The following is a 24,545-nucleotide window of genomic DNA, read 5'->3' as shown; positions in this document are numbered from 1 at the left end:
TCGAGGAGGACGCATGGCCGGACGATCGGGTGGGGCCACGGGGCGGCCACCCCTGACGGAGCGGCGACGCGCCGAGACGCGTATGGAGATCGCCGAGGAGGCGGTCCGGCTCTTCGCCGTCAAGGGCGTGGCGGCGGTCACGGCGGAGGACATCGCCTCGGCGGCGGGGGTGTCGACGCGCACGCTGTGGCGGTACTTCCGCTCCAAGGAGGAGTGCGTACGCCCCCTGCTCACCACCGGCCTCGAGCTGCTGACGGAACATCTGCGGGAGTGCGGGGGCGATCACGCCTCGCTCGCCGAGGCGATCCTGAGCATCCGGTTCGACGACGAGACCTCACCGCGCGTGCGGGCCCTGCGCGACCTGCTGCGGCTGTCCCGTGACGAGCCCGGACTGCGTGCGGTGTGGCTGGAGGCGCACTACGACGCGGAGGCCGCGTTCGCCGCGATGATCGCCGAGCGGACGGGCCGGCCGGCCGGCGATCTCGCGGTCCGGGTGGAGGCGGGCGTGCTGAACACCGCGATGCGCATCGCGGTGGAGGACTGGGCCCTGCGGTCGGACGGGCCGGCGGGGCCGTCGTTCGCGCAGACGGTCACGCGCGCGCTGCGGATGATCGACGTGGTCGAGCGGGGCTGAGGGCTCGGAGGCCGGGCCGCTCAGGAGCGTGAGGAGGACCGGCTTCGGCGCGACGGACCGCCCCTGCCCGTCCGGTCGACGACCGGCAGTCCGGCGGCGGCCGCCTCCAGGAACACGATCCCGAGGCCCTCCACCTCCATGCCCGCCCTGCGGGTCCGGCACGGCATCGCGAACACCTGCGCGGCGGCGTAGAAGCCGGGCATCTCCTCGTGCGGGTGCCCGCCCGCGAAGACCACCGCCCCGGCCAGTCCCTCGGCGTCCGCGAGCCGGCGCAGGGCCCGGGCGTGCGGCCCGTCCCCCACCAGCAGCAGCACCGCGCCGGGCACGCTGCGGCGCACCAGGCGCAAAGCCCGTATCAGTGCGTCCTGTCCTTTGCGCGGGACGAGCCGCGCCGCACACAGCACGACCGGCCGCTCACCCAGGCCGTACCGCTCCCGCACCCGGGCCGCCGCCGCCTCGGAGCCGTGGAAGACGTCGGCGTCGACGCCCGGCACCAGCCGCCGCATCCGCGCCGCCGCATCCGGTCCGACGGCGGCCGCGATCCGGGCCCGGGTGTACGAGCCGAGATACGTGACGCTGTCCACCCCGGCGCCGATGCGGCGCAGCAGCGCGCGGGCCCCGGGCGTGCGCGCCCACCACACCTCGTGCCCGTGCGTCGTGGCGACCAGCCGCCGCACCTGTGTACGGCGCCGCAGCTCGCCCGCCATCAGACCGAGCGGGGCCGCGGCCCCGAACCAGACGCTGTCGCAGTCGAACCGGCGGGCCAGCTCCACCGCCCGGGCCGTGACCCGCCGGGTCGGCAGCAGCACAGGGCTGCGGTCCCGGACCACGGGGAACGGCAGCCGGGCGTCGTGGGCCCGGTCGCCCGGCGTGCCGGAGGTGTAGACGGCGACCCGGCCGGGCGGGAAGCGGACCGTCATGGCGTGTACGAAGGTCTCGATGCCACCCTGCCGGGGCGGGAAGTCGTTGGTGACGACGAGCGTGCGCGGCATGGTCGGTCAATCCTCCGGCGGCTTCGCGGTGAGCGGGTGGGTGGGTGCGGTGCGCCTCGGTGACCCGGTCACGGGCCACCGCCGGCCCGCCGGTCCGAGCCGGAACCAGCCGAGCAGCACCAGCGGGTAGACGACGTACCCGAAGCGGGTGGCGGGGATCAGGCACATGGCGATCCCGAGGCCCAGCGCGAGCCGGTCGGCGGCGGCGACGGTGCTGCGCGGCGGGCACGTCACGAGGGACGCTGCCACCGCCGCCGCGCTCAGCGCGAGCGCCGTCACGGCGAGGGCGAAGCCCCCCGGCACGTACGTCGCCAGCAGGTACCCGGGCAGCGGACTGGCCGCCGGGGAGCCGGTGCCTCCCTCGCCGAGCGGGAAGAGCAGCACATGCTCGGCGAACGCCCGCGGGTCGGCGAACGCGACCGGCAGCACCGCGAGCACGGCGAGAGCGACGGCCGTGACACCGGCCCGTACGGCGGCCCGCCGCCCGGCGGTCACCGCGAGCAGGGCCAGCCCGACGGGCAGCACCGGCCAGGCCGTCCACTTCAGCGACGCGGCGGCGCCGAGCGCGAGCCCGGCGGCGACGGGGCCGCCCCGCCCCGCGAGGGCGAGCGCGAGACACATCAGCGCGATGACGGGCAGGTCGACACCACCGACGGCGAGCGGGAGGGCGACGGCCGGGGTGGCGGCGAACCAGAGGAGGGGCCGCGCGATGCCGTGCCGAGACGACCGGGAGCCCCTGCCCGGCACGGCGGACACCCCCATGGCCCCGAGTGACACCAGCGCGAACCACAGCCGGGCGTCCGCGAGCGGGACGTCACCGAGGACGGCCCGGGGCAGCCCGAAGAGCGCCATGCCGGGCAGGTACGGGTTGTAGTCCCGCAGTCCGGCCGGGCCCGGGACGTACGGCGTGCCGGAGTCCAGCAGCAGCCGGCCTGACCGTTCGACGACCGTGACCTCCAACTGCCGTGCCCCGTCGGCGATCAGGAGCGTCAGCGGCACCAGGACGGATCCGACGGCTGCCACCGCCGCGCTCGCCGTGCCCCAGGGCCGCGCGGACAGCCGGGCGACGAGCGCGGCGAGACCGTATCCAGCGGTGGCGCAGGCACCCCACACCTGGTGCGGGGCGAGCGTCGTCCGCAGACACAGCAGCAGTGCGAAGACGGCACAGGCGGCCCAGCACCGGGGCTCCCAGCGGCGGCCGGTGTTCCGCCGGGACGGCGGAAGGGAGACGGCGACGGGGCCGGAAAGGGCCACCGCCGGGCGGACCGGTGACCCGGTGCGTGTCATCCCGCTCCCCCTTCTCCACTGCCGACCTTCCTGCCGGCAAGTCTTGGCAAGGGGCGGACGGGAAGCGTCACACCGGGCACCGATCCTGGGAGTCAACCCCTGGTACTCGTCCGGCAGCCGGATCAACCCGTACGGTGACGCGGGCCGGGACCGGTGCGGCCGACAATGCGGGGATGCGTCAGTCGTCCCTGCGCCCCACCACCTGGCCGCGCTCCCCCCACTACGCCTACGTCAGCGGCGTCCTGCTGGTCGTCCTGGCCGCGGCCGAGGCCCTGCACGCCCGCATCACCTCGGCGACGGTCCTGGCCACACTGCCCTTCGTGGTGCTCCCCCTGCTTCTGCGGCAACGCGAGCCCCGCATCGGGCTCCTCGTGGTGCCGGCGGCGCTGCTGAACTTCCTGTTCCGGCCCGAGCTGCTGATGACGGCGGCGGTGGCGGGCGTCATGGGCCTCTACACGCTCGCACGTCACCGCGTGCTGCACCCCGCGCTGCTCGTCGCGGTCGCGATCGGCGGCTCGCTGCTGGTCAACGTGGGCCATGTGGCGATGGGCGTGTACGACCTGGGCGGCCGGGCGCCCGCCGTCGGCGCCGACGGCTCGCTGTCGTACTTCACGGAGTCGTTCGTGCTGGCCGTGGGTGTGGTGGCGACGGTCGGTGTCGCGGACGCCGCCCGCAGCCGGGAGGAGTCCCGGCAGGCGCGCGCGGCGGCCCAGCGGGAACTGATCGCCATGGAGCGCAGGCACGCCGCCGCCCAGGAACGGGCGGCCATAGCACGGGAGTTGCACGACATCGTGGCGCACTCGGTGTCCGTGATCGCCGTCCAGGCGGAGAGCGCCACGTACACCACACCCGACCTGTCCCCGCCCGCGCGCGACGGCTTCCAGCAGATCGCCGCCTCGGCGCGCTCGGCCCTGGCCGAACTGCGCCAATTGCTCAGCGTGCTGCGCGCGGACGAGACCGGAGCCGAGGAGGCGGCACCCGTCGTGCCGCAACCGACGCTCGATTCCCTGGGCGCGCTGCTGGAGGCCCACCGGTCGGGTGGCGGAGAGGTCACCCTGCACACCACCGGCACCCGCCCCGCGGTGCTTCCGCCCTCCCTGGAACTCACGATCTACCGCATCGTCCAGGAGGCCCTGACCAACGCCCGCCGGCACGCCCCGGGCGCCGCGGTCGGCATCCGTCTCACCTACGACGAGGACGAGGTCCGGCTACGCATCACCGACGACGGCCCGGGCCCCGACCCCGGGAACCCTCAACTCCGCTCCGGTGGGCACGGGTTGAGCGGCATGCGGGAGCGTGCCAACCTGATGGGCGGACGTCTGACCTGCGGGCCCGCCGGCCCCGGGGGCGGATTCCTGATCGAGGCCGAACTCCCGGTGCGGGCGGGCGCGAAGAGCTTCGCGGAGGGTGTGTACGAGTGACGGCGGGGCAACCGATCCGGGCGATCGTGGCCGACGACCAGGCGGTGGTCCGCACGGGGCTCGTGAACCTGCTGTCCACCCAGGACGACATCGACGTCGTGGCCGAGGCGGAGGACGGCGAACAGGCCGTCGCCCTCGCCCTGGCCCACCGGCCGGACGTGGCCCTGCTGGACATCAGGATGCCCGGACTGGACGGCATCCAGGCCGCGCGCACGATCCTGAGGGAGACCGACGGTGCCACCAAGGCGCTGATGCTCACCACGTTCGACCTCGACCAGTACGTCTTCGACGCGCTGGCGGCCGGTGCCAGCGGCTTCCTGCTGAAGGACGCGACCTTCCCCGAACTCCTGCACGCCGTGCGGGTGGTGGCCGCCGGTGACGCCATGCTGGCCCCCGGCATCACCCGCCGCCTCATCGCCGAGTTCGCGCCTCGCCGCCCCGTCACGGCCCCCACGTCCCTCCTCGACCGCCTCACCGCCCGCGAGACGGAGGTCCTGCTTCTCATAGCGCAGGGCCTGTCCAACAGGGACATCGCCGAGCGTCTGACCATCACCGACCACACGGTCAAGACCCACATCAACCGCCTGTTCACGAAGCTGGAACTCCGCGACCGGGCGCAGGCGGTGATCGTGGCGTACGAGGCGGGGCTGGTGACCCCGGGGGACGGTGGCTGAGGGAGCCTGCCACAGATTCGGCGGCCCCTTCTCGATCCGGCGAGCACCGGTGCGAGCCGGCCGATCGCGTCGCCCCGTGGGAGGCGCGCCGCTACATGTACTCGGCGGAGACGGGGCCGAGGACGGTCCAGCGCCCGTTCCCGGCCGCCCACCGCTCCAGCCATATGTCGTGTCCAAAACTGAGCGTGTAGCTTTTCCCGGGCGGACCGCCCACCTCGAACCAGCCCGAAATGCCGCGCACGATTTGCCCGCTGAGGCTCGTCCAGAGCGCCGAGGCCACCTCCTCCGGGTCGGACGGCACGGTTCCGCGGCCGTCGACCCACGCGGTCCGGTACACCCGGATCAGCGTCTGCGCCGCCTCGTACTCCTCCAGGGCGCCGGGCCCGTCGGGCAGCTGCTGGAAATACGGGCAGTGTTCCGTGTCGACTGTGAAGCAGTCCTCAGCTCGTACGGCGCCGGGCGCGGCCGTGCCGACGCGGTACAGAGTGATGCCGTCCGGGACCTGGCCCGGATCCTCGCGCTCCGTCCTCAGACAGGTGTTGAGCAACCCGGGGGCGTGCACCACGGGGCCGCGGAAGCCGGCGCGGGCCAGGGCGCGCAGGTCGTCGGTGAGAGAGGAGCGCGAGCCGGCGAGATACACGGCGTCACCGCGCCCCTTGGAGAGGGCCGAGCGCAGCTCCGGGGCGGACATCTGGGCCGGCCTGTCGATGTGCACCGCCGTCGGGGGCGGGCGCGGGCCGTCCCACGCCGGGTTGGGCTCGCCCTTCCCCAGCTGCTCCGCCTCGACGGCGTCGGTTCCGTAGGCGCCGAAGACGACCAGCTGCTGCGTGCGGTGCTTCTTGCCCAGGTAGGCCCGCACCTGCCAGCCCACTTCGGTGATCTCCGGGGCGACGGTCCACCGGAAGCTGCGACTGAAACCGGGCGGGTTCTCCCAGCGGCAGGTCCCGACCACCGGCACCTGCACGCTGAGTTCGTCCATGCCGTCCAGGCCGGGGTCGTCCGCGATGGCCGCCACGAGCCGCGGATGCTTCCGCCGCAGCGTGTCGAGCGAAAGGCCGTCCCCCGGGGCCACGCCGACGAACTCCAGCGGCAGCGCGCCCTCCGCCTTGTTCGTGCGCAGCAGGTCCCGCAGCTCGGCGAGCGCGACACGGGCCGCAGCGCCGCGGTCCTGGCCGGTGTCGCGGGTGACGACGGCGATGGTGAAGGGTCCCGTCCCCTTGTCCCCGCCCGTGCCCGGTGTGCCCGTGTCCTTGGTGCCCGCCGGCCCTTGGGTGACTGCGAGAACGGCGATCACCGCGGCCACCGCGCCTGCGAGCAGATACGCCAGCACCCGACTTCGGCTCATACCGCTCGACGGTAAGGGCGGAACGTCCGCCTCGGCAGGGTCTGTCAGGAATCGGCCTCCGCATCCCCTGTCCGTCCTGTCCGTCCGTGGGCGAGCCCGGCATCCGATAGCGGAACGAGGCCCGAACACGACGCCCCCGGCCCCGCCGTCACCATGCGGTGCGGCAGGCCCGGGGGCGTCGTAGCGGGCGGGTGCGCGGCTAGGGGGTGTCCGTCACGTCCGTCACCTTCCAGCGCTGGTTGGACCCGGAGTTCGGCTGCCAGAGGCCGACCGAGGCGCCCTCGCTCGTGGACTGGCCCCCGACGTCCGGAAGCTGCCCGGTGGCGGCGTTGACGAGGGTCCAGGTGCCGTCACCGGTCGAGGACATGGTCCACTCGGCGGCCTTGTCGCGACGGCCCTCGTCAGGCTCGGCGACCAGGGCGCCGTTGCGGACGGCCAGCCGCTTGTCCGAGGCGGTCTCGGTGAAGACGTACCGCTTGCGGTTGTCCGTACCGCGGATCTGCTCCACCCGCCACTGCTGACCGCTGGGGTCGGCGGCGTTGGCGCTCTTGATGACCAGGCCCGTGCCGTTGCCGGCGATCGTGAGGTCCTTGCCGCTCTGGACGCCGGTCAGCCGGTAGGTGTGGCCCTTGCGCAGCTCGGCCGCGTCCTTCGCGACGCCGGAGACGCCCTTGACGAGGAAGGACGTCACCGACTGGGCGGGCACGGTGACCGTGGCCTGCTTGCCGGAGACCCGGACCGCCTTCTGCTTCGCCAGCTTGCCGTCGGCGCTGGTCACCACCGGGGTGACGGTGGCGTGCGAGGAGACCCGGCCGAACTTCGACAGGTCGAGGGTGACCTCACGGGACTCGGTCGCGCTGTTGACGTGGACGACCGTCGCCGCGTCGCCCTTGCGGGAGACCGCCGCGGTGCTGGACGTGTCGTTCGTCTTGATGAGCCGGTCGCCGGGCTTGATGAAGTGCGTGAAGTTGCGGGCCGTGTCGAACTTGGTGTTGGTGTAGATCGGGCAGGACTTCAGGGTGTCCTTGGAGGTGCAGCTGAAGGGGAGCTGGATCTCGCCCCAGTTGCCGCCCTTGGCGGACTCGCCGCCCGGCTTCATGTTGTCGTAGTCCTCGACGGGCTGCCAGAACACCCAGGCCTTGGGCTCCAGTTCGCGCAGGTCGTCGACAATGCGCTGGGCAAGGCCGAGGCCGGGCCGCATGTCCGTGAAGCTCTGGCCGTCGCCCCAGTCGCCCTCGACCTCGCTCATCCACAGCGGCTTGTCGGCGGCCTTGGCCAGGTCGCGGACGGTGGTGCGCTGGCCGGTGCCGTAGGTGTGGACGTTCATCTGGTCGACCAGGTCGCGGACCTCCTGGGGGTAGGAGTTCCAGTTGGTCGCGAACGTGCCGGGGTTCGTCTCGTCCATCGCGGAGATCTCCGCGTCCGACTTGGACTTCTTGAGCACCGGGGCGAGCGCGCGGAGCACCTTCTGCTGGAGCTCGGGGCCGATGTGGGCACCCTCTTGGCGGCCGCCGGTCGGCTCGCCGTCGGGGCCGAGCTTGGTGCCCCAGTAGTCGGTGTTCGGCTCGTTGAACGCGTCGAGCGTGTCGACCTTGATGCCGTGCGCCTTCTCCAGCCGCTCGGTCGCGCCCACCAGGTACTTGGCGAAGTCATCGACCGACTCCGGCTTCAGCTGGTCCTTGCCCGCGTCGAAGTTGCCGGAGACGTAGCCGCTCTCGGTCATGAACCAGGGCGGGGAGTTGCTGAAGGTCTCCCAGTGGGTGATGTCCTTCTTGATGCGGTCGACCCACCAGCGCTGCGTCTTGTCGGCGTTCTTGTTCCAGTCGGCGGGGTCCTCGGCGTCCCACCAGTCGACGTCCTCGCGGGTGGTGCCCGCCGGGGCCTTCCACCAGCCCTCGACCGCGCCGCCGGCCCGCAGGTAGTCCTTGACGTCCGGGGCGTTGCCGCCGCCGATGTTGTAGCGGGCGATGTTCAGGGCGAGGCCCTCGTCGCCGAAGAGGAGCTTGTAGAGCTTCTCGCGCACTGCGGGCGGGTAGTCGCCGGTGGCGTTGGCGAACCAGACCAGGCTCGTGCCCCAGCCCTCGAACTTCTCGTGCTTGTAGGAGGGGTCGGGTCGGACGGTGACGCCGGCCGCCTGCGCGGCGGGCTCGGCGGTCGCGGCGGGCAGGGTGCTGGTGGCCAGGATGGTTCCGGTCGCCACGGCGGTGATGCCGATGGCCCCGAGGAGCCTTCTCTTACCGGTGCGGTGTGCCATTCCGAGTACTCCAACTCTTCTGCGTCCGCGCGTCCCAGCGGGGCACAGAGATCGGGGCCTGTGTGCGATGTTTACGTAAACATCCACTGGCGGGATGTCTACACTGTCCGAATCTCAGGGGTCAAGGAGTCGTTCCGGACGGAAAATCGCGCCGGCTGCGCTGCGAGGGGCACGAGGGGCAGGTGGGCACAGTGGACGGTGAGAGAGAACCGCAGGGCACGAGCCGTACGAGAAGGCGTCCGGCCCGTCCGCGCCAGGGCGCCTCCATGGCCGATGTCGCGCAGCTCGCCGGTGTCTCCTCCCAGACGGTCTCCCGCGTCTCCAACGGCTTCCCGGGCGTCACGGAGGACACCCGCCGGCAGGTCCTGGCCGCGATGCGGGAGCTGGGCTACCGGCCCAACAGCGCCGCACGGGCGCTCAAGCGCGGCGAATTCCGCACCCTCGGCGTGATCACCTTTTCCCTCTCCACCATGGGCAACATCCGCACCCTGGAGGCCATCGCCACCTCCGCGGCCCGGCACGGCTACGCCGTCACGCTGCTGCCCGTCGCCGTCCCCACCCAGGACGAGGTGAACGGCGCCTTCTCCCGCCTGGGCGAGCTCGCCGTGGACGCCGTGATCGTCATCATGGAGATCCACCTGCTGGACGCGGCGACGGTCTCACTGCCCCCCGGTGTGCAGGTCGTGGTGGCCGACTCGGACGCCGGTGACCGCTACACCGTGGTCGACACCGACCAGGCGGGCGGAGCGCGGGACGCCGTACGGCACCTGCTGGACCTCGGCCACGAGACGGTGTGGCACCTGGCCGGCCCGGAGGGCTCCTTCGCCGCCCAGCGCCGCGCCAACGCCTGGCGCGACACGCTCACCGCGGCCGGCCGCGTCCCGCCGCCCCTGGTCCGGGGCGACTGGTCGGCCGAGTCGGGCTACCGGGCCGGACTGCGGCTGGCCGACGAGCCGGACTGCACGGCGGTGTTCACGGCCAACGACCAGATGGCCCTGGGCCTGCTCCGGGCCCTGCACGAACGCGGGCTGCGCGTCCCCGGCGACATCAGCGTCGTCGGCTTCGACGACATCCCCGAGTCCGCGTCCTTCCTCCCGCCCCTCACCACCATCCACCAGGACTTCGCCGAGGTGGGACGGCTGTGCGTGGAGGGCGTCCTGAGCAAGATGCGGCAGGACGGGGAGGAGCACGGGACGACGCTGGTGCCCACGCGGTTGGTACGGCGGGAGAGCACTGGGGCGCCTAGATGTGGGACGCACGGGCCGAGCGGCTGCTGAGGCCGACCGGCTGCTGAGGCCGAGCGGCCGCTGAGACCGACCGCCTCCCCGAGGTGACGATCACTTATCTGAGCTGGTGCTTTGACGCCGGTTGGCGTTGAAGCGCGCCTTCTTCTGACGATTACCGCACGTGTTCATGTCACACCACTTACGGGTGCGGCTCTGACTGGTGTCGAAGAAGGCGGCCCGGCAGGTCGGTGACGCGCACAAGGCCAGTTTTCCGTCGCGTTCGCCTGCGATGATGCTGATCGCGTCGGCGGCGATCACGCCGAGGGCGTCTTCCACGCGGGAAGCCGAGCTGAGCCGCCATCGCCGCTCTCCCTCGGGCGTCAGGATCGCCGCGGCCCGGCCCTGAGCGCTGCGGTCATTGATGACTTGGACAGCAGACGCAGGGAGAGGGGCCTGGAGCGCGGCCGCTGTCGCGGCGGCGTGAATCGACTCCCTCAGTTCCCGAGCGAGGTCGAGCTGGGCAGGGGTGCAGGAGTCCACGGCGAGGCCGTACACCGCCAGCCAGTCGACGAGTCGCTGCGGCACGGGAATGCGCTCCACAGCGTCGCCGTGACGCTCCGACAGAGTCCCCGTGAAGCTGGTCGCCAGCACGCTGCCGAGGCGGAATTCAGGAAACCCGGAACGCATGGAACCACCTTAGCCGGTTGCAGCCCGGCATGGGGGCCTGCTAGAACCGTCTAAGCCGGTTCGCGATGGGTCGCAGCCGGTTCCGAGATGGCCAGGAGGTCTCATGCCCCGCCCAACCAGCGACGTACGAGCATGTGAAACCCACGCGACCGAGGCCGATCTCGACGATCTGCGCGCGCGACTGGCCGCGGCGCGGCTGCCGGAGGCCGAGACGGTCCATGGCGCCGCGCCCGGCCCCCGCCGATGGGAACAGGGAGTTCCGCTCGCCGACCTCGCGGATGTCGTGAACTACTGGCGCACCGGCTACGACTGGCGGTCGTTCGAAGAGCGCCTCAACCAGATCGGCCAGTTCCGCACGACCATTGATGGTCTGGGAATCCACTTCCTGCACCGCCGGTCCCCGCGCGCGGATGCCACTCCTCTGATCCTTACGCACGGTTGGCCGGACAGCGTTGTCCGGTTCATCGACGTCGTGGACGAGCTGGCAGACCCGAAGGACGCGGACGCGCCGGCGTTCCACGTCGTGGTCCCGTCGCTGCCGGGCTTCGGTTACAGCGACAAGCCGGCCACCACCGGGTGGGGAACCGAGAAGATCGCGGCCGCATGGGTGGAACTGATGGGAAGGCTCGGTTACAGCAGGTTCGCAGCCCACGGCGGTGACTGGGGAGGCAATATCACCACGGTTCTCGGCGGCAGGTTCCCGGCGCACGTTCTCGGCATCCACACGACGTTCGCGGAGGGACCGCCCGGGTTGACGACGGACGGGCTGACGGCGGTCGAGCGCGAGTGGGCCGAGGAAACCCGCGATTTCTGGAGCCACCGCGCGGCGTACGCGAAGCAGCAGGCGAGCCGACCGCAGACCATCGGCTACTCGCTCGTCGACTCACCGGTCGGGCTTCTCGCCTGGATCCTCGACAAGTTCGCCGAGTGGTCGGACACCGAAGACAGCCCGTTCGAGACCATGTCCATGGACCACGTTCTCGACGACGTCACCCTGTACTGGCTGACGCGGACGGGCGCATCGGCGGCCCGCATCTACTACGAAAGCCATAACTCGCTGGACCCCGAACTCCGGGTCGACGTCCCGTCAGCACTCACCATGTATCCCCGCGACGTCGAGAAGTGTCCGCGTCCCTGGGCGCAGGAGCGGTACCGGCGGATCGTCCGATGGAGCACGCCCGAGAACGGGGGGCATTTCCCGTCGCTGGAGGTTCCCGAGTCTTTCGTCAAGGATCTGCAGGAGGGCCTCGCGGCAGTGCTGGCCGCTCAGCGGTGAACGCGGCTGTGAACCTGGAATGTCAGTCCTTCCCGGCTGCTCAACCGCACCACACGACGACCGGTCTCTCCGCACCGGGTGTCCGAGGCGTGGCCATGGTCCTGTGCGCGGGCGACGACGCTGTCGAGATCACCGACCTCGACCGCGAGTTCCCACTGCGGGGCGGACGCACTGGGTTCGCGTGTGGCGATGAAATCGGCGTGATTCAGAGGGGTGCCGGTCGTCTCCCCGTAAAACTGCCGGGCCTTTTCGGGCTGGTCGCAGGCCAGGACCATGCGGTGGGGAGCGCCCGGCAGGTGGGGCGGAAACGCCCATCCGGTGAAGTGCTGTGGCTGCCACAGCGAGAAAGCGGCACCGAGCGGATCGATCAATGTCGCCATGCGGCCCTGATCGCCCGCGTCGAAGGGAGGCACGACGAGGCGAGCACCGTTCGCCACCGCCGCTTCGGCACGGCGATCGACGTCGTCGACCGACAAGTAGTAGGCGATGTGGGCGGGGGTCGCCGATGGGTAGACAGGATTCGCCAGGTCGCTCACGCCGCCGATCAGGTGGCCGTCGACAGCGATCTTGGTGGCCTTGCGCCAGTCCGCCTCGTCCACCGCGAAGCGCCAGCCCAGCGTCTTCGAGAAGAAGGTGGCGGTGCCGGCCGAGTCGCGGGTCTTGAGGTCCATCCAGCAGAACTCGTTCAATGACCCCAGACGGGTCGTCATCCTGTGCTCCTGCTCCTTGTCGTCTCGGGGCCGGGTATCGGGTGCTCAGACGACACCGCGAGGACGGAGCACCATCAAAGACTCCTCCCGCCGAGCCACCATCGCGAAGGGGAACCGGTCGACTTCCAGGCAGAGTTCGACATCGTCCGGGTGGTACCCGCTCCGCCGCCCGCCGGCGAGATCGGCTGCGGCACGGGAGTTGCGCGCGCGCTGGAGATACGGGGCCGCCTCGACCTCGCCCCCGCCCATGGATCGACCGATGTACTCAGCGCAGGCCAGGTCCTCGTCGGCCTGGCCGTCCTCACCGGTGACCACGAACGTCACCGGTGAGGAATCCCCGGCCCGCAGGAACCGCGCGGTCGCCCCGGCCACCACGAAGCTCGCGCACAGGACGAGCGGCGCGTCCGCGACGGCCAGGGCGCCCACGGTGCCCGCCGTCGTCTTCTGCACCAGCGTGCGACCGGCGAAGTCGCGTGACCTGAGCAGGCCGGGCGAGTTCACCGCGTCGAAGCCCGCAGCCGGAGGTCCGTCCTTCAACGCCAGCCAGCCCGGGTGGCTCTCCTTCAAGGCGAGTGCCTCACTCTCCGATGAAGCCAGGACGATCCTCTCGACGCCACTCGAGAAGGCCCAGGCGGCCACGGTGAAGGCGCGCATGACGTCGATGACGACCGCGACACGGGGAACGCCGGTCAACTCGGGTATGCCGACGAAGTGATGGTCCATCACGCCATTCTGACGCCCCGCCCGTCTGAGATCACGGGGAAAAAGGCAGCTGGTCCCGCACCCATTCAGGATCGGGGTTGGTGTGCGGCCGGCCCGCCACGACGACGGTCGGCACCGTCTCGTCACCGTCGTTGGCCGCCCTCACCGCTGTGGCTCCTGCCGGGTCCCGCCAGATGTCGACCCAGTGCAACCGGCGGGCGCTGCGACCCAGTCGGATGCGCAGCCGCATGCAGTACGCGCAGCCCGGCCGCCAGTAGACGACCGGCCGCCCGTCGACCGCGCTGCGGCGCTGTGCCTCCACGGCACCGATCGACCTCGGGAAAACCAGGGGTGAGTTCACGCCCGCCAGCACCAGGAACACGAGCAGGACTGCTGTGGCCGCGCCACCGTCGCCCGCCGAGACGAGGCCGGCCGCGACGGTTGAGCCGCAGAGCACCAGCAGCATCGGCAGAATCCAGGCACGCATCATGCTCCGGAACCCGCTCACAGCCCGAACAGCCCCGCCGCGTTGTCGTGGCACACCGCCCGTAGCCAGTCGTCTCCGAGGTCCAGGCGTTCCAGGGCGTGGAGCTGGTGCACGTAGGGGTAGGGGAGGTTGGGGAAGTCGGAGCCGAGGAGGACGCGGTCGCCGAGTGCGGCCAGGCGGGGCAGGGCCCGGCGGGGGAACGGCATGAAACTTTCGGTGAAGTCGGTGAACGCCATGGTCGTGTCCAGCCGCACCTCCCCGTACCGCTCGGCCAGGGCGAAGAACTCCTCGTACTCGGGCATCCCCATGTGCGCGACGACCAGCCGCAGCCGGGGGTGCCGTGCCAGTACCCGGGCGATCGGCTCGGGGCCGGTGTGCTTGCCGGGGGCGGGTCCGGAGCCGCAGTGGATCACCACGGGGATCCCGGCCTCGGCCAGCAGCCCCCAGGCCGGCTGGAGAAGGTCGTCGGCGGGGTCGTACGCCCCCACCTGCACATGTGCCTTGAAGACCCGCGCGCCCGCCTCGACGGCCTCCCGGACGTACGCCTCGACGCCCGGCTCGGGGTAGAGCGTCGCGGTGTGCAGACAGTCGGGGGTGCGGCGGGCGAAGTCGACCGCCCAGTCGTTCAGCCAGCGGGCCATGCCCGGCTTGTGCGGATACAGCATCGCGGTGAAGGCCCGCACGCCGAACTCCCGTAGGATGCCCGCCCGTTCGGCCTCCTCCTGCCGGTAGGTGATCGGCCACTCCAGCCCGCCGGTCATCGGCCCCAGCGCGTCGAAGTACTCCCACACCTTGTGCAGCACCCGCTCGGGCATGAAGTGGGTGTGCACGTCGACCAGCCCGGGGAGCCCGAGCCGCCCCCAGAATCGACGGACCTCCTCCGCTTCCGTACCCGGACCGGCAGGGTCGGCTGGCGCCACAGGGTGATCATCCATGCCGCCCACGATCGGCCCGGGCGAGGCGGTCGGTCCACTCCCTTGCACGAGAGAGCGGTGAGGGATCCGTCACGGCCACGTCCGTCTGTCCTCGCGGGCGTCACCACCGTCAGACGCTCGGGCTGCCGCGAGGTCCACTGCCCCGGGCCGGACTCCGGCCGCAGCACCCATACCGCGCCGCCGCGCACATCCGTGGCGACGCCGCGCCGGCCGGCGATCTCGTCCTGGACCAAGTCGCCCACCCAGGGACTCCGCTCGCCGGTCAGCCGCGTTCCTCTCCGTGTAGCTCCGCCCACACCCGCTTGCCCCACGGCAGGTGATCGGTTCCCCAGTCCTTCGCCAGCGCTCCGACGAGCACGAGGCCGCGCCCGCTCTCGTCGCCCCTGCACGGTTCCCGTAATTCCGGTAACCGCTTGGACTTGTCCACGACCCCGATGCGCACCCGCGACGGCTCGGGTCTGGTGACCGTGACGCGAATGGAACGGCATCGCGCGTGCCGGACCGTGTTGGACACCAGCTCGGAAACGATCAGGGCCCCGTCGTCGGCCAGCTCGTCCAGACCCCAGGCGGCCAGCGCGACACTCACCAGGCGCCGGGCCCTGCCCGCGCTCTCGGGCTCACGCGGCAGGATCTCGCTGTACCCGGGACAGCCGGTGGGACGCGCCTGCGTCGTAGGTTGCGGCATGTCGGTCTGCTCTCTCGGATCGGCCAAGCCCCGGGGCCGTTCGCACGGTCGCCGAGGTGCTGTCCGTTATGCAAGCGACAAGCCGGGAATGCCGACAGGGGTGCAACGTCCCACTTTCACCACGCTATTCGCCGACGCCCAGAAACTCCGCCAATGAACGCAAGCCCTGCGGGTGGTTGGGAAGCGCCCAGAGATCGCGCACGATGGCCACGGCCAGCGTGTGGTGCTGCATCCACGTCGGCGCCACACGGCGGAGGGACTCCAGGGTCTTCACCGCCCCTGCCGCGTCCCCGATGTCGGTGTGGGCCCGGGCCACGTCGAGCAGCAGCCAAGTCCGCCAGGACGGTGGGGTGTCCTTGCTCAGTCGCATCCCCTTGGCCAGCGACAGGGCGTCCCGCGGGTGTCCGTACTGAACGGCGAGACGGACGCGCTCGATACGGACCGACGACGAGCTGAAGACGCTCACCATGCGGTTGTCGCCACCATCGGGCAGCTTCGAGACCCGGGCCGCTTCCTTCTCCGCTGCCTCCATCATCGCCGCCGCGCGCTCGTAGTCGCCGCTGCGCGCGGCGGACGTGGCGGCGCTCATGGTCAACGCGCCCCACACCTTCAGCCCGTCGGCCGTCCCGGTCCGTCCGTTGTCCGCGATGTCGGCGGCGGCATGGAGCGCGATGTTCAACGCGTCCTCCAGCCGCCCTTGCCGCTGATAGGTCCACGCCGTGGAGTTGACGATCATCGGCACGAGCAGCGGATCGGAGGACTGCCCGGCAGCGTCTATGGCTCGCTCCAGGCTCGTCAGGGCGAGGTCCGTCTTGCCCATCCGCACGACGACGTGTCCGGCGAGCTGAAGCGCCTTGCCCAGGGCCCCGTACCCGGCCTTGCGGTCGTCATCGTCGCCCGAGGCGGTGGCGGTGCGGGCGTCCGAGATGAGGTCCGGCAAGGCCTTCATCACTGTGTCGAACTCGGCGGCGTGGTACTGCGTCCAGCCGTCCGCGATCTGCTCGCGCAGGCGCTCCGAAGAGAAGCCCGGTCCTGGTGGCTCGGGAGCGGGCCCCCAGAGCACGGGCATGATGGCGCGGCGCACGGCCACGAAGCGTGGTCCGTCGTTCTCACCGGTGGAGGAGACCGCGGGCGGATCACCCAGGAGCGTGGTCAGTTCCACTCCGAGACCGTTGGCCAGTGCGTGCAGTGTGGGCAGGCATGCCGAGTGCTTCCGTCCCTGTTCGAGCTGGCGGATCACATCGACGGACACACCCGAGCGTTCGGCCAGTTCTTCTTGCGTCAAAGAGGCCAGACGGCGCAAGCGACGCAGGGTCCGCCCCAGGTCTTCGTTTGCCACGCTGCCACCGTACGCCGCGACGAGGAGGCGAACAGCGCCATCTCGCGAGTGGAGCAGGCCCGGTACGACCTGCCCGCAGCCTCCGCCACTCGATCTGCGGGCGGCAGGGCATGAGTCTTCGGTGTGAGGGCGATCAGGCGGCCGGGCGGCCGCAGCGGTGGTGTCAGGCAGGTCGATAATGTCGCGCCATGGCTGTCAGTTCCCTGGTCTAGGGTCGCCCGCATGGCCGAGCCGTCCTTTCTGACCGCCGTGCGTGAGTCGTACGACACGGTCGCCGTCGACTACGTCGAACGCGTCCCGCCTCCAGCCGAGATGGACCCGCTGTCACGCGCGATGCTGGCGGGGTTCGCCGAACTCGTGCGAACGTCCGGTCCGGGGCCGGTCGCGGACCTGGGATGCGGCCCCGGCCGCGTGACGGCGCACCTGGCCGGGCTGGGGGTGTCCGCCTTCGGCGTCGATCTGTCGCCGAAGATGATCGAGCTGGCCCGCCACGCCTATCCGAACCTGCGGTTCACCGAGGGCTCGATGACCTCGCTGGACATGGGGGACGGCGAGCTCGGCGGCATCCTGGCCTGGTACTCCACCCACCACACGCCCCCGCAATGGCTGCCGGCGGTGTTCGCCGAGTTCCACCGCACGCTCGCGCCCGGCGGCTACCTGCTCTGGGGAGACTATGTCGGCGACGAACAGCTGCATCCGACCCAGGGCTATGGCCGTCCGGTGTCCTACGAGTCGTACCTTCTGCCGCTGGACCGCATGGTCGGCCTGCTGGTCCAGGCCGGACTCGTTGTCACCGCGAGACTGGAGCAGGAGCCCGGCGGGCGGATGAGGAGACCGCACGCCTGCCTCCTGGCCCGCAAGCCCGAAAGGCCCTGACCGGGCTTGTTCCTGCGGCGAGGCCGCTCGTGCCGCCTCCCGCCCCGAACGGATGTGTCACATCCAATCGGCGCAAGGACGATCAACACCACTCCGGTGATCGTTTCGGTCACGACACTTAGCTTGTTCTTTAACCTGAGCGCAGTCGGGCACGCAGGACTGCCGCACCGTCCCCTTCAAAGTCCTCGCAGGCCACTGCGCGGCCTGCCATCCCCATCACCAGCGAGAGGGTCGGCCCCCGGAGCAGATCCCCCGAGCCGGTGGTGAACGGTCCGTCTGTGGCCTCGAGCCGCAAGCCCGCGATTGCAGTCTTGCTCGCGACGGTGAAATCGCGGCTGGCGAAGAACCGGGCCACGGCAGTCGTGGTGGCCACCGGGGGTGTACGCACAAGACCCAATGGCCGACGGATGTCCTCGCTGTGGACGACTATTTCGCCCAGCCAGGCCGCCGTATGTCCTGTCGGCCCGGCGGGCCCGGCGACAATTGCGCGAAATCGCCGCAAGGTCTCTTCAGGTGTAGCACCGCGGTGCTTTGCGAGCCGTCGGTCGTTGTGCAGATCGGGGTTGAACCGTGCGGCCAGCATGCTCAGCAGCCAGCGCCACATCCTCGTGCTGGCACCTGCCGTCAGGTGGGCTACGACCTGCTCCACGGTCCAGCGTTCGCACAGTGATGCTTTCGCCCATTGGGCCTCGCTGAGCTCGGCGAGGTCTTGAGCGAGCGCCAACCGCTCGACGTGGATCGCCCGTTCCAGAGCTTTTCGAGTTTCCAAAGCGTGTGGTTCAGCCATAGGGCAGCCTCCAGAGATCGGTGTCCTGCATCAGACTCCTATCGCCGCCCAAACTCATCGACTGCACCCGCGTAGCGCGGCCTGTTCGACCTTCCCGTGTCGAAACGGCCTCGAACTAAGCCGCTCACCTGGGCATTCTCCTGACCTGAGGCGGCCTTCGTTTGATCATGTACCTCGATCAAAGTGCGCTGAGCGAGACGAAGGTCGTGAGGGTGGGTCTGCTGCCTGAAACTGCGGTAGGAGAAGCGTCACGCTTCCGGGACGTTTTATACGCGTGTCTGACCGGACGTGGTTGAGCTCTTCGAGCTGGCGGACGCGGTGCTGTAAGCGCCCGGCGCGATGCGCTCGGCAGTCGAGCTGACGCTCCTGCCCGAACACCGCCGTGGACACGGTGCGATGTACGACGGCCTCAACCGGGGCCGGATTGACACCGACCGGCTGCGGTCGTCGCTGGCTGGCCTGTCGCTGCCCCGCTTCCCGGACGGGCGCCTGGTCCTGGCCGTCGATGTGTCGCCGTGGCTGCGGTCGGACGCGCCGTGCTCGCCGGACCGCCTGTTCTGCCACGTCTACGGGCGGGCGAAGACGGCCTCGCAGTTCATCCCCGGCTGGCCGTACTCGTTCGTCGCCGTGCTGGAGATGGGCGCCACCTCGTGGACGCAGATCCTGGACGCGGTCCGTCTGGGACCGGCCGATGACGCCACCGCGGTTACCGCCGCCCAGCTCCGCGGCGTTGTCGAACGGCTCGTCGCGGCGAGGCAGTGGGCGCCGGGTGAACCGGACATCGTCATCGTGGCGGACGCCGGCTACGACGTGACCCGTCCGGCCTGGGTGTTGCGGGATCTGCCCGTTGAGCTGGTCGGCCGTGTTCGCGGTGACCGTGTGATGCGGCTGCCGAAGCCGCCGCGCGTCTACGACCCGAAGGGCGGCCGCCCCTCCGAAGCACGGCCCGGAGTTCCGCTTCACCAAGCCCGAGACCTGGCCCGAGCCCGCCGTCACCACCCGCACCGCCACCGCGAACTACAGCAAGGCGACTGCGCAGGCGTGGGACCGGGTCCACCCGCGTCTGACCCATCGAGCCGCCTGGCTGGATCACGAGGGCGAACTCCCGCTGGTCGAGGGCACGCTGATCCGGCTGGAGGTTGAGCACCTGTCGAAGGATCGGGCGGCCCCGGCGGTGTGGTTGTGGTCCTCGAAGACCGGCACCGACGACGGGGACGTCAACCGGGCCTGGCAGACATTCCTGCGACGCTTCGATCTGGAACACACGTTCCGCCTGTTCAAGCAGACGCTGGGCTGGACGCGGCCCCGGCTGCGAGAACCCGAGGCGGCCGACCGGTGGACGTGGCTGATCACCGCCGCCTACACCCAGCTCAGACTCGCCCGCCTGATCACTCTCGATCTGCGACACCCGTGGGAGAAGCCGACCGCACCACACCGGCTCACTCCCGCGCGGATCCGCCGCACGTTTCGGAACCTCCGCCAGCACATGCCCTGCCCCGCCAGAGCACCAAAACCACACCGGCCCGGCCCCGGGCGACCGCCCGGCACCCCGAATAAGCACCGGGCACCCCGCTATGACGTGGGCAAAACCGTCCGTCGCGAGAAGACCGTTACCGCCCTGCAACGGTTGAAAGGTTAAAGAACAAGCTTAGGGCGTGTTTCAGAAGCCCGCTTCGAGTGAGTGGTCAGTCGGCGGCGAGGATGTCGGAAAGACTCACAGCGGGGCGGCCAAACATGGCTGCCAGCGTGCGCTTCTGGCGCGCGGTCAAGGAGGCAACGAAGATCACTGCGTCGGCGTTGGCCTGGTCGCAGGCCTGAGCTACTTCACGGACTTTTCCATAGCTCAGCAGGGTCCGCGAGGAGTAGGGCAGGCCCATTTTCTGGACTCCGCCGTCCGAGACGCCTCGGCGCTGCACAATCTGCACGACGACCCGAGCGCCGCGCGCTGCCAGTTCTGTGGCTGCTGACGCCATGAGCGTTTCGAAGTCCTTCTGCTTCGCGGAGAAATAGCCAACCAGGACTACATCAGCGCCCATGGCCGTGTGCCGAGACGCATGGCGCCGGGTTGGCTCCGGCGGAACGCGGCGGGCCAGGCGCCGGTCGCGACTTCGGGGCTGATGCACGGACCAGAGGATAGATGCCTGGCCACCTGGAGCGATACCGCGTTTCTCGCTGACCGAGGTTGGCGAGCGAGATCAGAGCCACTCGTTCATGACGACGATGGTGACGGTGGCCTCGTAGCGGACGGCGAGCTTGTCGTATCTCGTTGCCACCGCTCGATGGCGCTTGAGGCGGTTGATCCCGCACTCGACCGCGTGGCGTTCGCGGTAGTCGGTCTTGTCGAGCTTCGGCGGACGCCCGCCGCGGGCGCCCAGCTTCTTGCGATTGCGGATCTGGTCGGACTTCTCCGGGATCGTGCAGCGGATCCCACGTCGGCGCAGGTAGTCGCGGTTGGCTCGGGAGCCATAGGCCTTGTCCGCTCGCACCCGGTCCGGTCGGCGGCGCGGCCTGCCGACGCCTACGCGGGGTATCCGGATGCGCTCCAGGACTGCCTGGAACTCGGGGCTGTCGTGCCGCTGGCCGGCGGTGACCCGGAAAGAGAGTGGCTTCTGTGCGTGCTCGACCGCCAGGTGCACCTTTGTGGTCAGTCCACCACGTGAGTGCCCGAGTCCGTGGTCTGCGAGCTCGACTGCGACTCCGCCGGGTTTGTCCTACTGCAGGTCCCCTTTTTACGCGCACCTGCAGCGTGTTGATGGGCCGCACGATGGTGGAGTCCACGCTCACATCCCAGGTGAACAGTCCTTTCGCGTCGGCCTCGGCCTGCAAGTGGGTGAGGATCCTGCTCCAGGTTCCGTCACGTTGCCAGCGCCGGAAGAGACCGTAAACGGTCTCCCACTCACCGTATCGGGCCGGGACGTCGCGCCAGGGCGCACCGGTCCGGTCCGCCAGCGTATGCCGTTGATCAGCTGCCGCTTGGACCAGACAACACACCCTAGATGGGGTGCGGGCACAGCCAGATCCAGGTGGAGTTCAGGCTCCCCACCTTGGCGTGGACCAGCTTCAACGGCCTGTCGCAGAAACCGGGGTCGGTGTCGTCGTCGCCCTGCAGACGCCGCTCGACGACGATGCGATTGACAGTGAATCCTTCACTTTCGAGGAAATCCTTGGCGAACTGCTCGGGGGCCGACCGAAACAATTCCTTTTCTGCCTCGCTCAAGTCGAGGTCGAAAAGCTCGATCTCCTTGATCGACTCATTCTCGGTCTCCCGCGTGATCCTGGCCATGAAAAGGTCACCTCCACTCGAACCTTCCCTTCAGTCTGGGCACTCTTTCGGTCACCGCAAGTGCAGCGGACACGCCCCGTCACGTTCGCCTGTCGACCACTGCATGCAGAAGTGCTCGATCCTCGCTGGCTTGGCCCCATAGTCAGGGCCGCGCGAGGTTTTCCAGGTCGGCGCTGGTGAACGAAAGGATCATCTGGGCCCGCCGTGAGGTCACTACCGCGCGCATCAGGCCGCCGGCTCATCGGGAGCGAGGCCTCAGGGTCTTGAAAAGCTAGTGAGCTTTCACACGCAACTCTGGATTGCCAGACAAGGCTTGGGCGCCCTTAACTTCAACACCACACCACTTCCAGGCCCACAAACATTGGTGAAAGGTGAGGTCATGACCGCAGACCAGCGCACTCCCGATCTAGAGGTCCGAGTTCGCGGGTTCCGCATGACCCTTCAGCGGGTGCCGGTACGCCTGGTGACGGTCCTCGCAATGTGCGGCGCCTCCGCGCTCACGGCTTGGCTGACGACTCGATGACGGCAGCAGCAGTAAGCCGGGTGCTGGTTTGCGACCGATAACTCCGGTCCGTCATCGATGAACCGGCGGACTTCGGTGCCGCCCTCGAAGAGGCCACCAGGCTCGTGCCGGCGTTCCGCACCGCTCCCAGGGGACGCCACCCCAACGGCGTGTTCGCCATGACCCCCGACGAACTCCGTCGGACCCGCCGCCGGGCTCGTCGGACTGTGGTTCGCCGAGGCGTCCTGGGTCACGCACGCCGGCGGCGTCGACCGCCAGCTCGCGAACATGCTGCTGGAGACCGGCGACCCGCTCGTCGCCCCCGACCGGCTGGCCCCCGACCGCTTCGCATCCTGGAGCGACCAGAAGGTCCGCGAGACGGCGCTGGCCCACTACCAGGGCATCTACGACGCGCACTGAGCCCGGGTCCGGGCATCGGGGAGGGCAGACCCGTTCAGTCGACGTGCGCGCACAGGTCGTCCGTCGTCCCGTGGAGGAGGCGTACGGACTTGTATCCGGTGGAGCTGATGTCCATCGTGTAGACGCCGTCGACGAGGTACAGGCCCCGGGGCAGGGTCCCCTGGTCCTGGCCGACTCCGACGAGCACTGGCCCGTGCACGGCCCAGCGCTGGGAACCGTCGGGCCGGTGCTCGACGACGGCCGAGCCGCTCGCGTCGGCGTCGTAGGAGGCGCCGGTGTCAGTGTTCGTGACGCGTACGACCAGATCGCCCTTGTACGCGACCCGCCGCACGGAGCCGTCGGGGTAGGTGCTCAGCACGCGCCGCACCACCTCGTCGACGACCGGCTCCCCGTGGACGGGGAAGTCGCACCGCGCACCGGCGCTGACGTCCCACGGCGCGGAGGGTGCCGGTTCCCAGCCCTGCGCCGGCTCAGTGGACGCGGACGCGGGCTGCGTCCCGACGAGCACGGCGGCAAGTGCCAGCGTGGCGAGAGCTGTTCGGCGCATGGTTCTCCCTGGGATGAGACGGGTGGATGGAAGGGGCGTGCGCCAGTCTCTGCCCGGCCTCTGACCAAAGCCTGACCATCGACGTCCCGTTAGGCTGCCGGACAGCCATGGAGTTCCAACTGCTCGGTCCGTTCGCCGCCCGCCACGAGGGACGGCAGGTGCTGGTGGGCAGCCGCCGCCAGGAGCGGTGCCTGCTGGGGGTCCTGCTGCTGCACGCGGGCCGCGCGGTCACGACAGACCGCCTCATCGACCTGCTGTGGGAGGACGAGCCGCCCGCCGCCGCCCGCGCCACCGTCCACACCTACGTCGGCCGCCTGCGTGCCGCGCTCAGGCCGCACGGGGTGTCCGTCGAGACCCGGCACGACGGTTATGCCGTGGAGCAGGGCCCTCATGGGATCGACGCCCAGGAGTTCGCCGGGCTCGTCGGGCAGGCGGCGGACTGTGCTGATCCCGCGGAGCGGATCCGCCTGTACGACCAGGCCCTCGGGCTGTGGCGCGGCCCGCTGCTCGCGGACGTGGCCGACGAACGGCTGCGCACCCGCCTCGGCGGCACGCTGGGCGAACTGCGCCTGTCCGCCGTGGAGCGGCGAGCCGAGACCCAGCTCGCCATGGGGCTGCACGACCGTGTCGTGGCGGACCTGACGCCGCTGCTGGAAGAGCACCCGACCCGTGAACGGCTGGTCGGCGCCCAGATGACCGCCCTGTACCGCGCGGGCCGCCAGGCCGATGCGCTCCAGCTGTATCGCAGCACGCACACGCTGCTGGCGAGCGAACTCGGCGTCGAACCGAACGGCGAACTCCGCACCCTGCACGAGCGCGTGCTGCGCGCCGACCCCCGGCTCGACCGGCCCCCCGGGCCCGTCTACGCGGTGCGGGTCGGCGACCAGTGGCTGCCGTGGAGTACGAGCGGACACCCCGCGCTGGAGTTCTGCAACACCTACGCCGGGTGGGGCGGGGAGCCGCTGCCCGGGTCGGAGTGGCTGCGCGGCTACGCCACGCTCGCCGTATGGGCCGGCCACCTCGACCTGATCGAGGACCGGCAGGTCACCCGCCTGCGGGAAGAGGCCCTGCGGCAGCCGGCCGAGGCCGCCGCCGTCCTCGACGAGGCCCGGCGGTTGCGTACGGACCTGTACGCCTGTCTGACCGATCCGCAGGACGGCCGGGCGTTCAAGGCGGTGGCCGCTGCGGTGGAGGACGCCGCGCGGCTGTCGGTCTTCACGCGCGGCGAGGACGGTCTAGGACGCTGGCAGCCCTCGCCCGCCGCCGGACTGCGCCTGCCCGTCTGCGCGGTGGCCCGCAGCGCGGGCGAACTGCTCGCCGACCCGCGGCGCTTCACTGTCCGCGGCTGCCCCAGCCGGGACTGCGGCTGGCTGTTCCTCGACGAGAGCGGGCGGCGCCGGTGGTGCAGTCTGGCGACGTGCGGTGCCAAGCGGTCGGCCGGGGGCCGGTGACAGGTCAGTCAGGCGGGGGCCTTTC

The 24,545-nt window shown here is 70.6% G+C and carries 24 protein-coding genes and 2 pseudogenes; 9 read left to right on the top strand and 17 right to left on the bottom strand.

Features of this window, described 5'->3' with window-relative positions; translation table 11 throughout:
* Positions 1 to 13 precede the first annotated feature (13 nt).
* Positions 14 to 634: a TetR/AcrR family transcriptional regulator gene (locus ACZ3I3_RS01175; protein ID WP_467361541.1), complete on the top strand. Its 621-nt coding sequence runs from the start codon at positions 14 to 16 to the stop codon at positions 632 to 634.
* A gap of 20 nt (positions 635 to 654) precedes the next feature.
* Here the strand turns inward: ACZ3I3_RS01175 and ACZ3I3_RS01170 are convergent, their stop codons facing one another.
* Positions 655 to 1,626 (bottom strand): glycosyltransferase family 4 protein, encoded by a 972-nt coding sequence (locus tag ACZ3I3_RS01170; protein WP_467361539.1) that lies wholly within the window; start codon positions 1,624 to 1,626, stop codon positions 655 to 657.
* A gap of 6 nt (positions 1,627 to 1,632) precedes the next feature.
* Positions 1,633 to 2,913 (bottom strand): glycosyltransferase 87 family protein, encoded by a 1,281-nt coding sequence (locus tag ACZ3I3_RS01165; protein ID WP_467361538.1) that lies wholly within the window; start codon positions 2,911 to 2,913, stop codon positions 1,633 to 1,635.
* Between the two features lie 173 nt (positions 2,914 to 3,086).
* Between ACZ3I3_RS01165 and ACZ3I3_RS01160 the strand changes: the two genes are divergently transcribed.
* Both ACZ3I3_RS01160 and ACZ3I3_RS01155 read left to right on the top strand, forming a co-directional pair.
* Entirely contained in the window at positions 3,087 to 4,334 is a 1,248-nt protein-coding gene (locus tag ACZ3I3_RS01160; protein ID WP_467361537.1) for a sensor histidine kinase, read from the top strand.
* Complete coding sequence (locus ACZ3I3_RS01155) at positions 4,331 to 5,008, top strand: response regulator (protein WP_467361535.1); 678 nt, start codon at positions 4,331 to 4,333, stop codon at positions 5,006 to 5,008. The genes ACZ3I3_RS01160 and ACZ3I3_RS01155 overlap by 4 nt, the downstream gene beginning before the upstream one ends.
* 91 nt (positions 5,009 to 5,099) lie before the next feature.
* On the opposite strand, the gene ACZ3I3_RS01150 is transcribed toward ACZ3I3_RS01155, so the two are convergent.
* The gene (locus ACZ3I3_RS01150) at positions 5,100 to 6,353 is read right to left on the bottom strand and encodes a hypothetical protein (RefSeq protein WP_467361533.1); all 1,254 of its coding nucleotides are present in this window, start codon (positions 6,351 to 6,353) and stop codon (positions 5,100 to 5,102) included.
* Between the two features lie 199 nt (positions 6,354 to 6,552).
* Entirely contained in the window at positions 6,553 to 8,607 is a 2,055-nt protein-coding gene (locus ACZ3I3_RS01145) for an RICIN domain-containing protein (protein WP_467361532.1), read from the bottom strand.
* Between the two features lie 266 nt (positions 8,608 to 8,873).
* Between ACZ3I3_RS01145 and ACZ3I3_RS01140 the strand changes: the two genes are divergently transcribed.
* The gene (locus ACZ3I3_RS01140) at positions 8,874 to 9,884 is read left to right on the top strand and encodes a LacI family DNA-binding transcriptional regulator (RefSeq protein WP_467361968.1); all 1,011 of its coding nucleotides are present in this window, start codon (positions 8,874 to 8,876) and stop codon (positions 9,882 to 9,884) included.
* Positions 9,885 to 9,944: 60 nt separating this feature from the next.
* Here ACZ3I3_RS01140 and ACZ3I3_RS01135 read toward each other — a convergent pair whose 3' ends face one another.
* The gene (locus ACZ3I3_RS01135) at positions 9,945 to 10,520 is read right to left on the bottom strand and encodes a CGNR zinc finger domain-containing protein (protein WP_467361530.1); all 576 of its coding nucleotides are present in this window, start codon (positions 10,518 to 10,520) and stop codon (positions 9,945 to 9,947) included.
* A gap of 103 nt (positions 10,521 to 10,623) precedes the next feature.
* Between ACZ3I3_RS01135 and ACZ3I3_RS01130 the strand changes: the two genes are divergently transcribed.
* A complete protein-coding gene (locus ACZ3I3_RS01130; RefSeq protein WP_467361528.1) occupies positions 10,624 to 11,796 on the top strand; it encodes an epoxide hydrolase family protein in 1,173 nt (390 codons plus the stop codon).
* Here the strand turns inward: ACZ3I3_RS01130 and ACZ3I3_RS01125 are convergent.
* The 6 genes from ACZ3I3_RS01125 to ACZ3I3_RS01100 all read right to left on the bottom strand — a co-directional run bounded on the left by ACZ3I3_RS01125 (position 11,787) and on the right by ACZ3I3_RS01100 (position 16,654).
* Complete coding sequence (locus ACZ3I3_RS01125; RefSeq protein ID WP_467361527.1) at positions 11,787 to 12,506, bottom strand: VOC family protein; 720 nt, start codon at positions 12,504 to 12,506, stop codon at positions 11,787 to 11,789. The two genes, ACZ3I3_RS01130 and ACZ3I3_RS01125, sit on opposite strands and share 10 nt — an antisense overlap.
* A 45-nt stretch (positions 12,507 to 12,551) precedes the next feature.
* Complete coding sequence (locus tag ACZ3I3_RS01120; RefSeq protein ID WP_467361525.1) at positions 12,552 to 13,229, bottom strand: 2-phosphosulfolactate phosphatase; 678 nt, start codon at positions 13,227 to 13,229, stop codon at positions 12,552 to 12,554.
* A 31-nt stretch (positions 13,230 to 13,260) separates the two neighbouring features.
* Positions 13,261 to 13,698, bottom strand: a complete 438-nt coding sequence (locus tag ACZ3I3_RS01115; RefSeq protein ID WP_467361523.1) for a glutaredoxin domain-containing protein — start codon at positions 13,696 to 13,698, stop codon at positions 13,261 to 13,263.
* A 14-nt stretch (positions 13,699 to 13,712) separates the two neighbouring features.
* A complete protein-coding gene (locus ACZ3I3_RS01110) occupies positions 13,713 to 14,630 on the bottom strand; it encodes an amidohydrolase family protein (protein WP_467361521.1) in 918 nt (305 codons plus the stop codon).
* Between the two features lie 262 nt (positions 14,631 to 14,892).
* On the bottom strand, positions 14,893 to 15,315 hold the full coding sequence (locus ACZ3I3_RS01105) for an ATP-binding protein (protein ID WP_467361519.1): 423 nt from the start codon (positions 15,313 to 15,315) through the stop codon (positions 14,893 to 14,895).
* A gap of 124 nt (positions 15,316 to 15,439) precedes the next feature.
* The gene (locus ACZ3I3_RS01100; RefSeq protein WP_467361518.1) at positions 15,440 to 16,654 is read right to left on the bottom strand and encodes a helix-turn-helix domain-containing protein; all 1,215 of its coding nucleotides are present in this window, start codon (positions 16,652 to 16,654) and stop codon (positions 15,440 to 15,442) included.
* Positions 16,655 to 16,876: 222 nt separating this feature from the next.
* Here ACZ3I3_RS01100 and ACZ3I3_RS01095 point away from each other — a divergent pair, with 222 nt between their 5' ends.
* Positions 16,877 to 17,530 carry a class I SAM-dependent methyltransferase gene (locus ACZ3I3_RS01095; protein ID WP_467361516.1) on the top strand — a complete coding sequence of 218 codons (654 nt, stop codon included), beginning with the start codon at positions 16,877 to 16,879 and terminating at the stop codon, positions 17,528 to 17,530.
* Between the two features lie 130 nt (positions 17,531 to 17,660).
* Here ACZ3I3_RS01095 and ACZ3I3_RS01090 read toward each other — a convergent pair whose 3' ends face one another.
* Positions 17,661 to 18,317: a maleylpyruvate isomerase family mycothiol-dependent enzyme gene (locus tag ACZ3I3_RS01090; protein WP_467361514.1), complete on the bottom strand. Its 657-nt coding sequence runs from the start codon at positions 18,315 to 18,317 to the stop codon at positions 17,661 to 17,663.
* 339 nt (positions 18,318 to 18,656) lie between these two features.
* Here ACZ3I3_RS01090 and ACZ3I3_RS01085 point away from each other — a divergent pair, with 339 nt between their 5' ends.
* Positions 18,657 to 19,460 carry a transposase gene (locus ACZ3I3_RS01085; protein ID WP_467361512.1) on the top strand — a complete coding sequence of 268 codons (804 nt, stop codon included), beginning with the start codon at positions 18,657 to 18,659 and terminating at the stop codon, positions 19,458 to 19,460.
* A 542-nt stretch (positions 19,461 to 20,002) separates the two neighbouring features.
* Here ACZ3I3_RS01085 and ACZ3I3_RS01080 read toward each other — a convergent pair.
* The 4 genes and pseudogenes from ACZ3I3_RS01080 to ACZ3I3_RS01065 all read right to left on the bottom strand — a co-directional run bounded on the left by ACZ3I3_RS01080 (position 20,003) and on the right by ACZ3I3_RS01065 (position 21,600).
* Positions 20,003 to 20,353 carry an HflX-like GTP-binding protein gene (locus ACZ3I3_RS01080; RefSeq protein WP_467361511.1) on the bottom strand — a complete coding sequence of 117 codons (351 nt, stop codon included), beginning with the start codon at positions 20,351 to 20,353 and terminating at the stop codon, positions 20,003 to 20,005.
* Positions 20,354 to 20,512: 159 nt separating this feature from the next.
* Positions 20,513 to 20,986: pseudogene (locus ACZ3I3_RS01075) on the bottom strand (IS5 family transposase); the annotation flags it as partial.
* A gap of 214 nt (positions 20,987 to 21,200) precedes the next feature.
* Positions 21,201 to 21,308: pseudogene (locus tag ACZ3I3_RS01070) on the bottom strand (hypothetical protein); the annotation flags it as partial.
* A 1-nt stretch (position 21,309) separates the two neighbouring features.
* Positions 21,310 to 21,600: a hypothetical protein gene (locus tag ACZ3I3_RS01065; RefSeq protein ID WP_467361510.1), complete on the bottom strand. Its 291-nt coding sequence runs from the start codon at positions 21,598 to 21,600 to the stop codon at positions 21,310 to 21,312.
* A gap of 790 nt (positions 21,601 to 22,390) precedes the next feature.
* Between ACZ3I3_RS01065 and ACZ3I3_RS01060 the strand changes: the two genes are divergently transcribed.
* The gene (locus ACZ3I3_RS01060) at positions 22,391 to 22,522 is read left to right on the top strand and encodes a hypothetical protein (protein WP_467361509.1); all 132 of its coding nucleotides are present in this window, start codon (positions 22,391 to 22,393) and stop codon (positions 22,520 to 22,522) included.
* A gap of 34 nt (positions 22,523 to 22,556) precedes the next feature.
* Here ACZ3I3_RS01060 and ACZ3I3_RS01055 read toward each other — a convergent pair whose 3' ends face one another.
* Positions 22,557 to 23,069: a hypothetical protein gene (locus tag ACZ3I3_RS01055; RefSeq protein WP_467361508.1), complete on the bottom strand. Its 513-nt coding sequence runs from the start codon at positions 23,067 to 23,069 to the stop codon at positions 22,557 to 22,559.
* Between the two features lie 107 nt (positions 23,070 to 23,176).
* On the opposite strand from ACZ3I3_RS01055, the gene ACZ3I3_RS01050 reads away from it, so the two are divergent.
* Positions 23,177 to 24,520, top strand: coding sequence for a BTAD domain-containing putative transcriptional regulator (locus tag ACZ3I3_RS01050; RefSeq protein ID WP_467361506.1), 1,344 nt, complete (start codon positions 23,177 to 23,179; stop codon positions 24,518 to 24,520).
* The last annotated feature ends 25 nt before the right edge of the window (positions 24,521 to 24,545 follow it).

It is taken from the genome of Streptomyces sp. NPDC016851 (assembly GCF_055562795.1).
The sequence above is the reverse complement of the archived record's forward strand: the minus strand, read 5'-3'. Positions and strand labels throughout refer to the sequence as shown.

What these genes read in the sequence shown, in the direction of transcription:
- ACZ3I3_RS01145 (WP_467361532.1), bottom strand. Translation starts at nt 8,607, where the DNA reads ATGGCACACCGCACCGGTAAGAGAAGGCTCCTCGGGGCCATCGGCATC.
- ACZ3I3_RS01080 (WP_467361511.1), bottom strand. Translation starts at nt 20,353, where the DNA reads ATGGGCGCTGATGTAGTCCTGGTTGGCTATTTCTCCGCGAAGCAGAAG.
- ACZ3I3_RS01170 (WP_467361539.1), bottom strand. Translation starts at nt 1,626, where the DNA reads ATGCCGCGCACGCTCGTCGTCACCAACGACTTCCCGCCCCGGCAGGGT.
- ACZ3I3_RS01050 (WP_467361506.1), top strand. Translation starts at nt 23,177, where the DNA reads ATGGAGTTCCAACTGCTCGGTCCGTTCGCCGCCCGCCACGAGGGACGG.
- ACZ3I3_RS01120 (WP_467361525.1), bottom strand. Translation starts at nt 13,229, where the DNA reads ATGGACCATCACTTCGTCGGCATACCCGAGTTGACCGGCGTTCCCCGT.
- ACZ3I3_RS01175 (WP_467361541.1), top strand. Translation starts at nt 14, where the DNA reads ATGGCCGGACGATCGGGTGGGGCCACGGGGCGGCCACCCCTGACGGAG.
- ACZ3I3_RS01125 (WP_467361527.1), bottom strand. Translation starts at nt 12,506, where the DNA reads ATGACGACCCGTCTGGGGTCATTGAACGAGTTCTGCTGGATGGACCTC.
- ACZ3I3_RS01095 (WP_467361516.1), top strand. Translation starts at nt 16,877, where the DNA reads ATGGCCGAGCCGTCCTTTCTGACCGCCGTGCGTGAGTCGTACGACACG.
- ACZ3I3_RS01130 (WP_467361528.1), top strand. Translation starts at nt 10,624, where the DNA reads ATGCCCCGCCCAACCAGCGACGTACGAGCATGTGAAACCCACGCGACC.
- ACZ3I3_RS01150 (WP_467361533.1), bottom strand. Translation starts at nt 6,353, where the DNA reads ATGAGCCGAAGTCGGGTGCTGGCGTATCTGCTCGCAGGCGCGGTGGCC.
- ACZ3I3_RS01160 (WP_467361537.1), top strand. Translation starts at nt 3,087, where the DNA reads ATGCGTCAGTCGTCCCTGCGCCCCACCACCTGGCCGCGCTCCCCCCAC.
- ACZ3I3_RS01110 (WP_467361521.1), bottom strand. Translation starts at nt 14,630, where the DNA reads ATGGATGATCACCCTGTGGCGCCAGCCGACCCTGCCGGTCCGGGTACG.
- ACZ3I3_RS01105 (WP_467361519.1), bottom strand. Translation starts at nt 15,315, where the DNA reads ATGCCGCAACCTACGACGCAGGCGCGTCCCACCGGCTGTCCCGGGTAC.
- ACZ3I3_RS01165 (WP_467361538.1), bottom strand. Translation starts at nt 2,913, where the DNA reads ATGACACGCACCGGGTCACCGGTCCGCCCGGCGGTGGCCCTTTCCGGC.
- ACZ3I3_RS01090 (WP_467361514.1), bottom strand. Translation starts at nt 18,317, where the DNA reads ATGGCTGAACCACACGCTTTGGAAACTCGAAAAGCTCTGGAACGGGCG.
- ACZ3I3_RS01115 (WP_467361523.1), bottom strand. Translation starts at nt 13,698, where the DNA reads ATGATGCGTGCCTGGATTCTGCCGATGCTGCTGGTGCTCTGCGGCTCA.
- ACZ3I3_RS01085 (WP_467361512.1), top strand. Translation starts at nt 18,657, where the DNA reads ATGCGCTCGGCAGTCGAGCTGACGCTCCTGCCCGAACACCGCCGTGGA.
- ACZ3I3_RS01135 (WP_467361530.1), bottom strand. Translation starts at nt 10,520, where the DNA reads ATGCGTTCCGGGTTTCCTGAATTCCGCCTCGGCAGCGTGCTGGCGACC.
- ACZ3I3_RS01140 (WP_467361968.1), top strand. Translation starts at nt 8,874, where the DNA reads ATGGCCGATGTCGCGCAGCTCGCCGGTGTCTCCTCCCAGACGGTCTCC.
- ACZ3I3_RS01060 (WP_467361509.1), top strand. Translation starts at nt 22,391, where the DNA reads ATGCTGCTGGAGACCGGCGACCCGCTCGTCGCCCCCGACCGGCTGGCC.
- ACZ3I3_RS01065 (WP_467361510.1), bottom strand. Translation starts at nt 21,600, where the DNA reads ATGGCCAGGATCACGCGGGAGACCGAGAATGAGTCGATCAAGGAGATC.
- ACZ3I3_RS01055 (WP_467361508.1), bottom strand. Translation starts at nt 23,069, where the DNA reads ATGCGCCGAACAGCTCTCGCCACGCTGGCACTTGCCGCCGTGCTCGTC.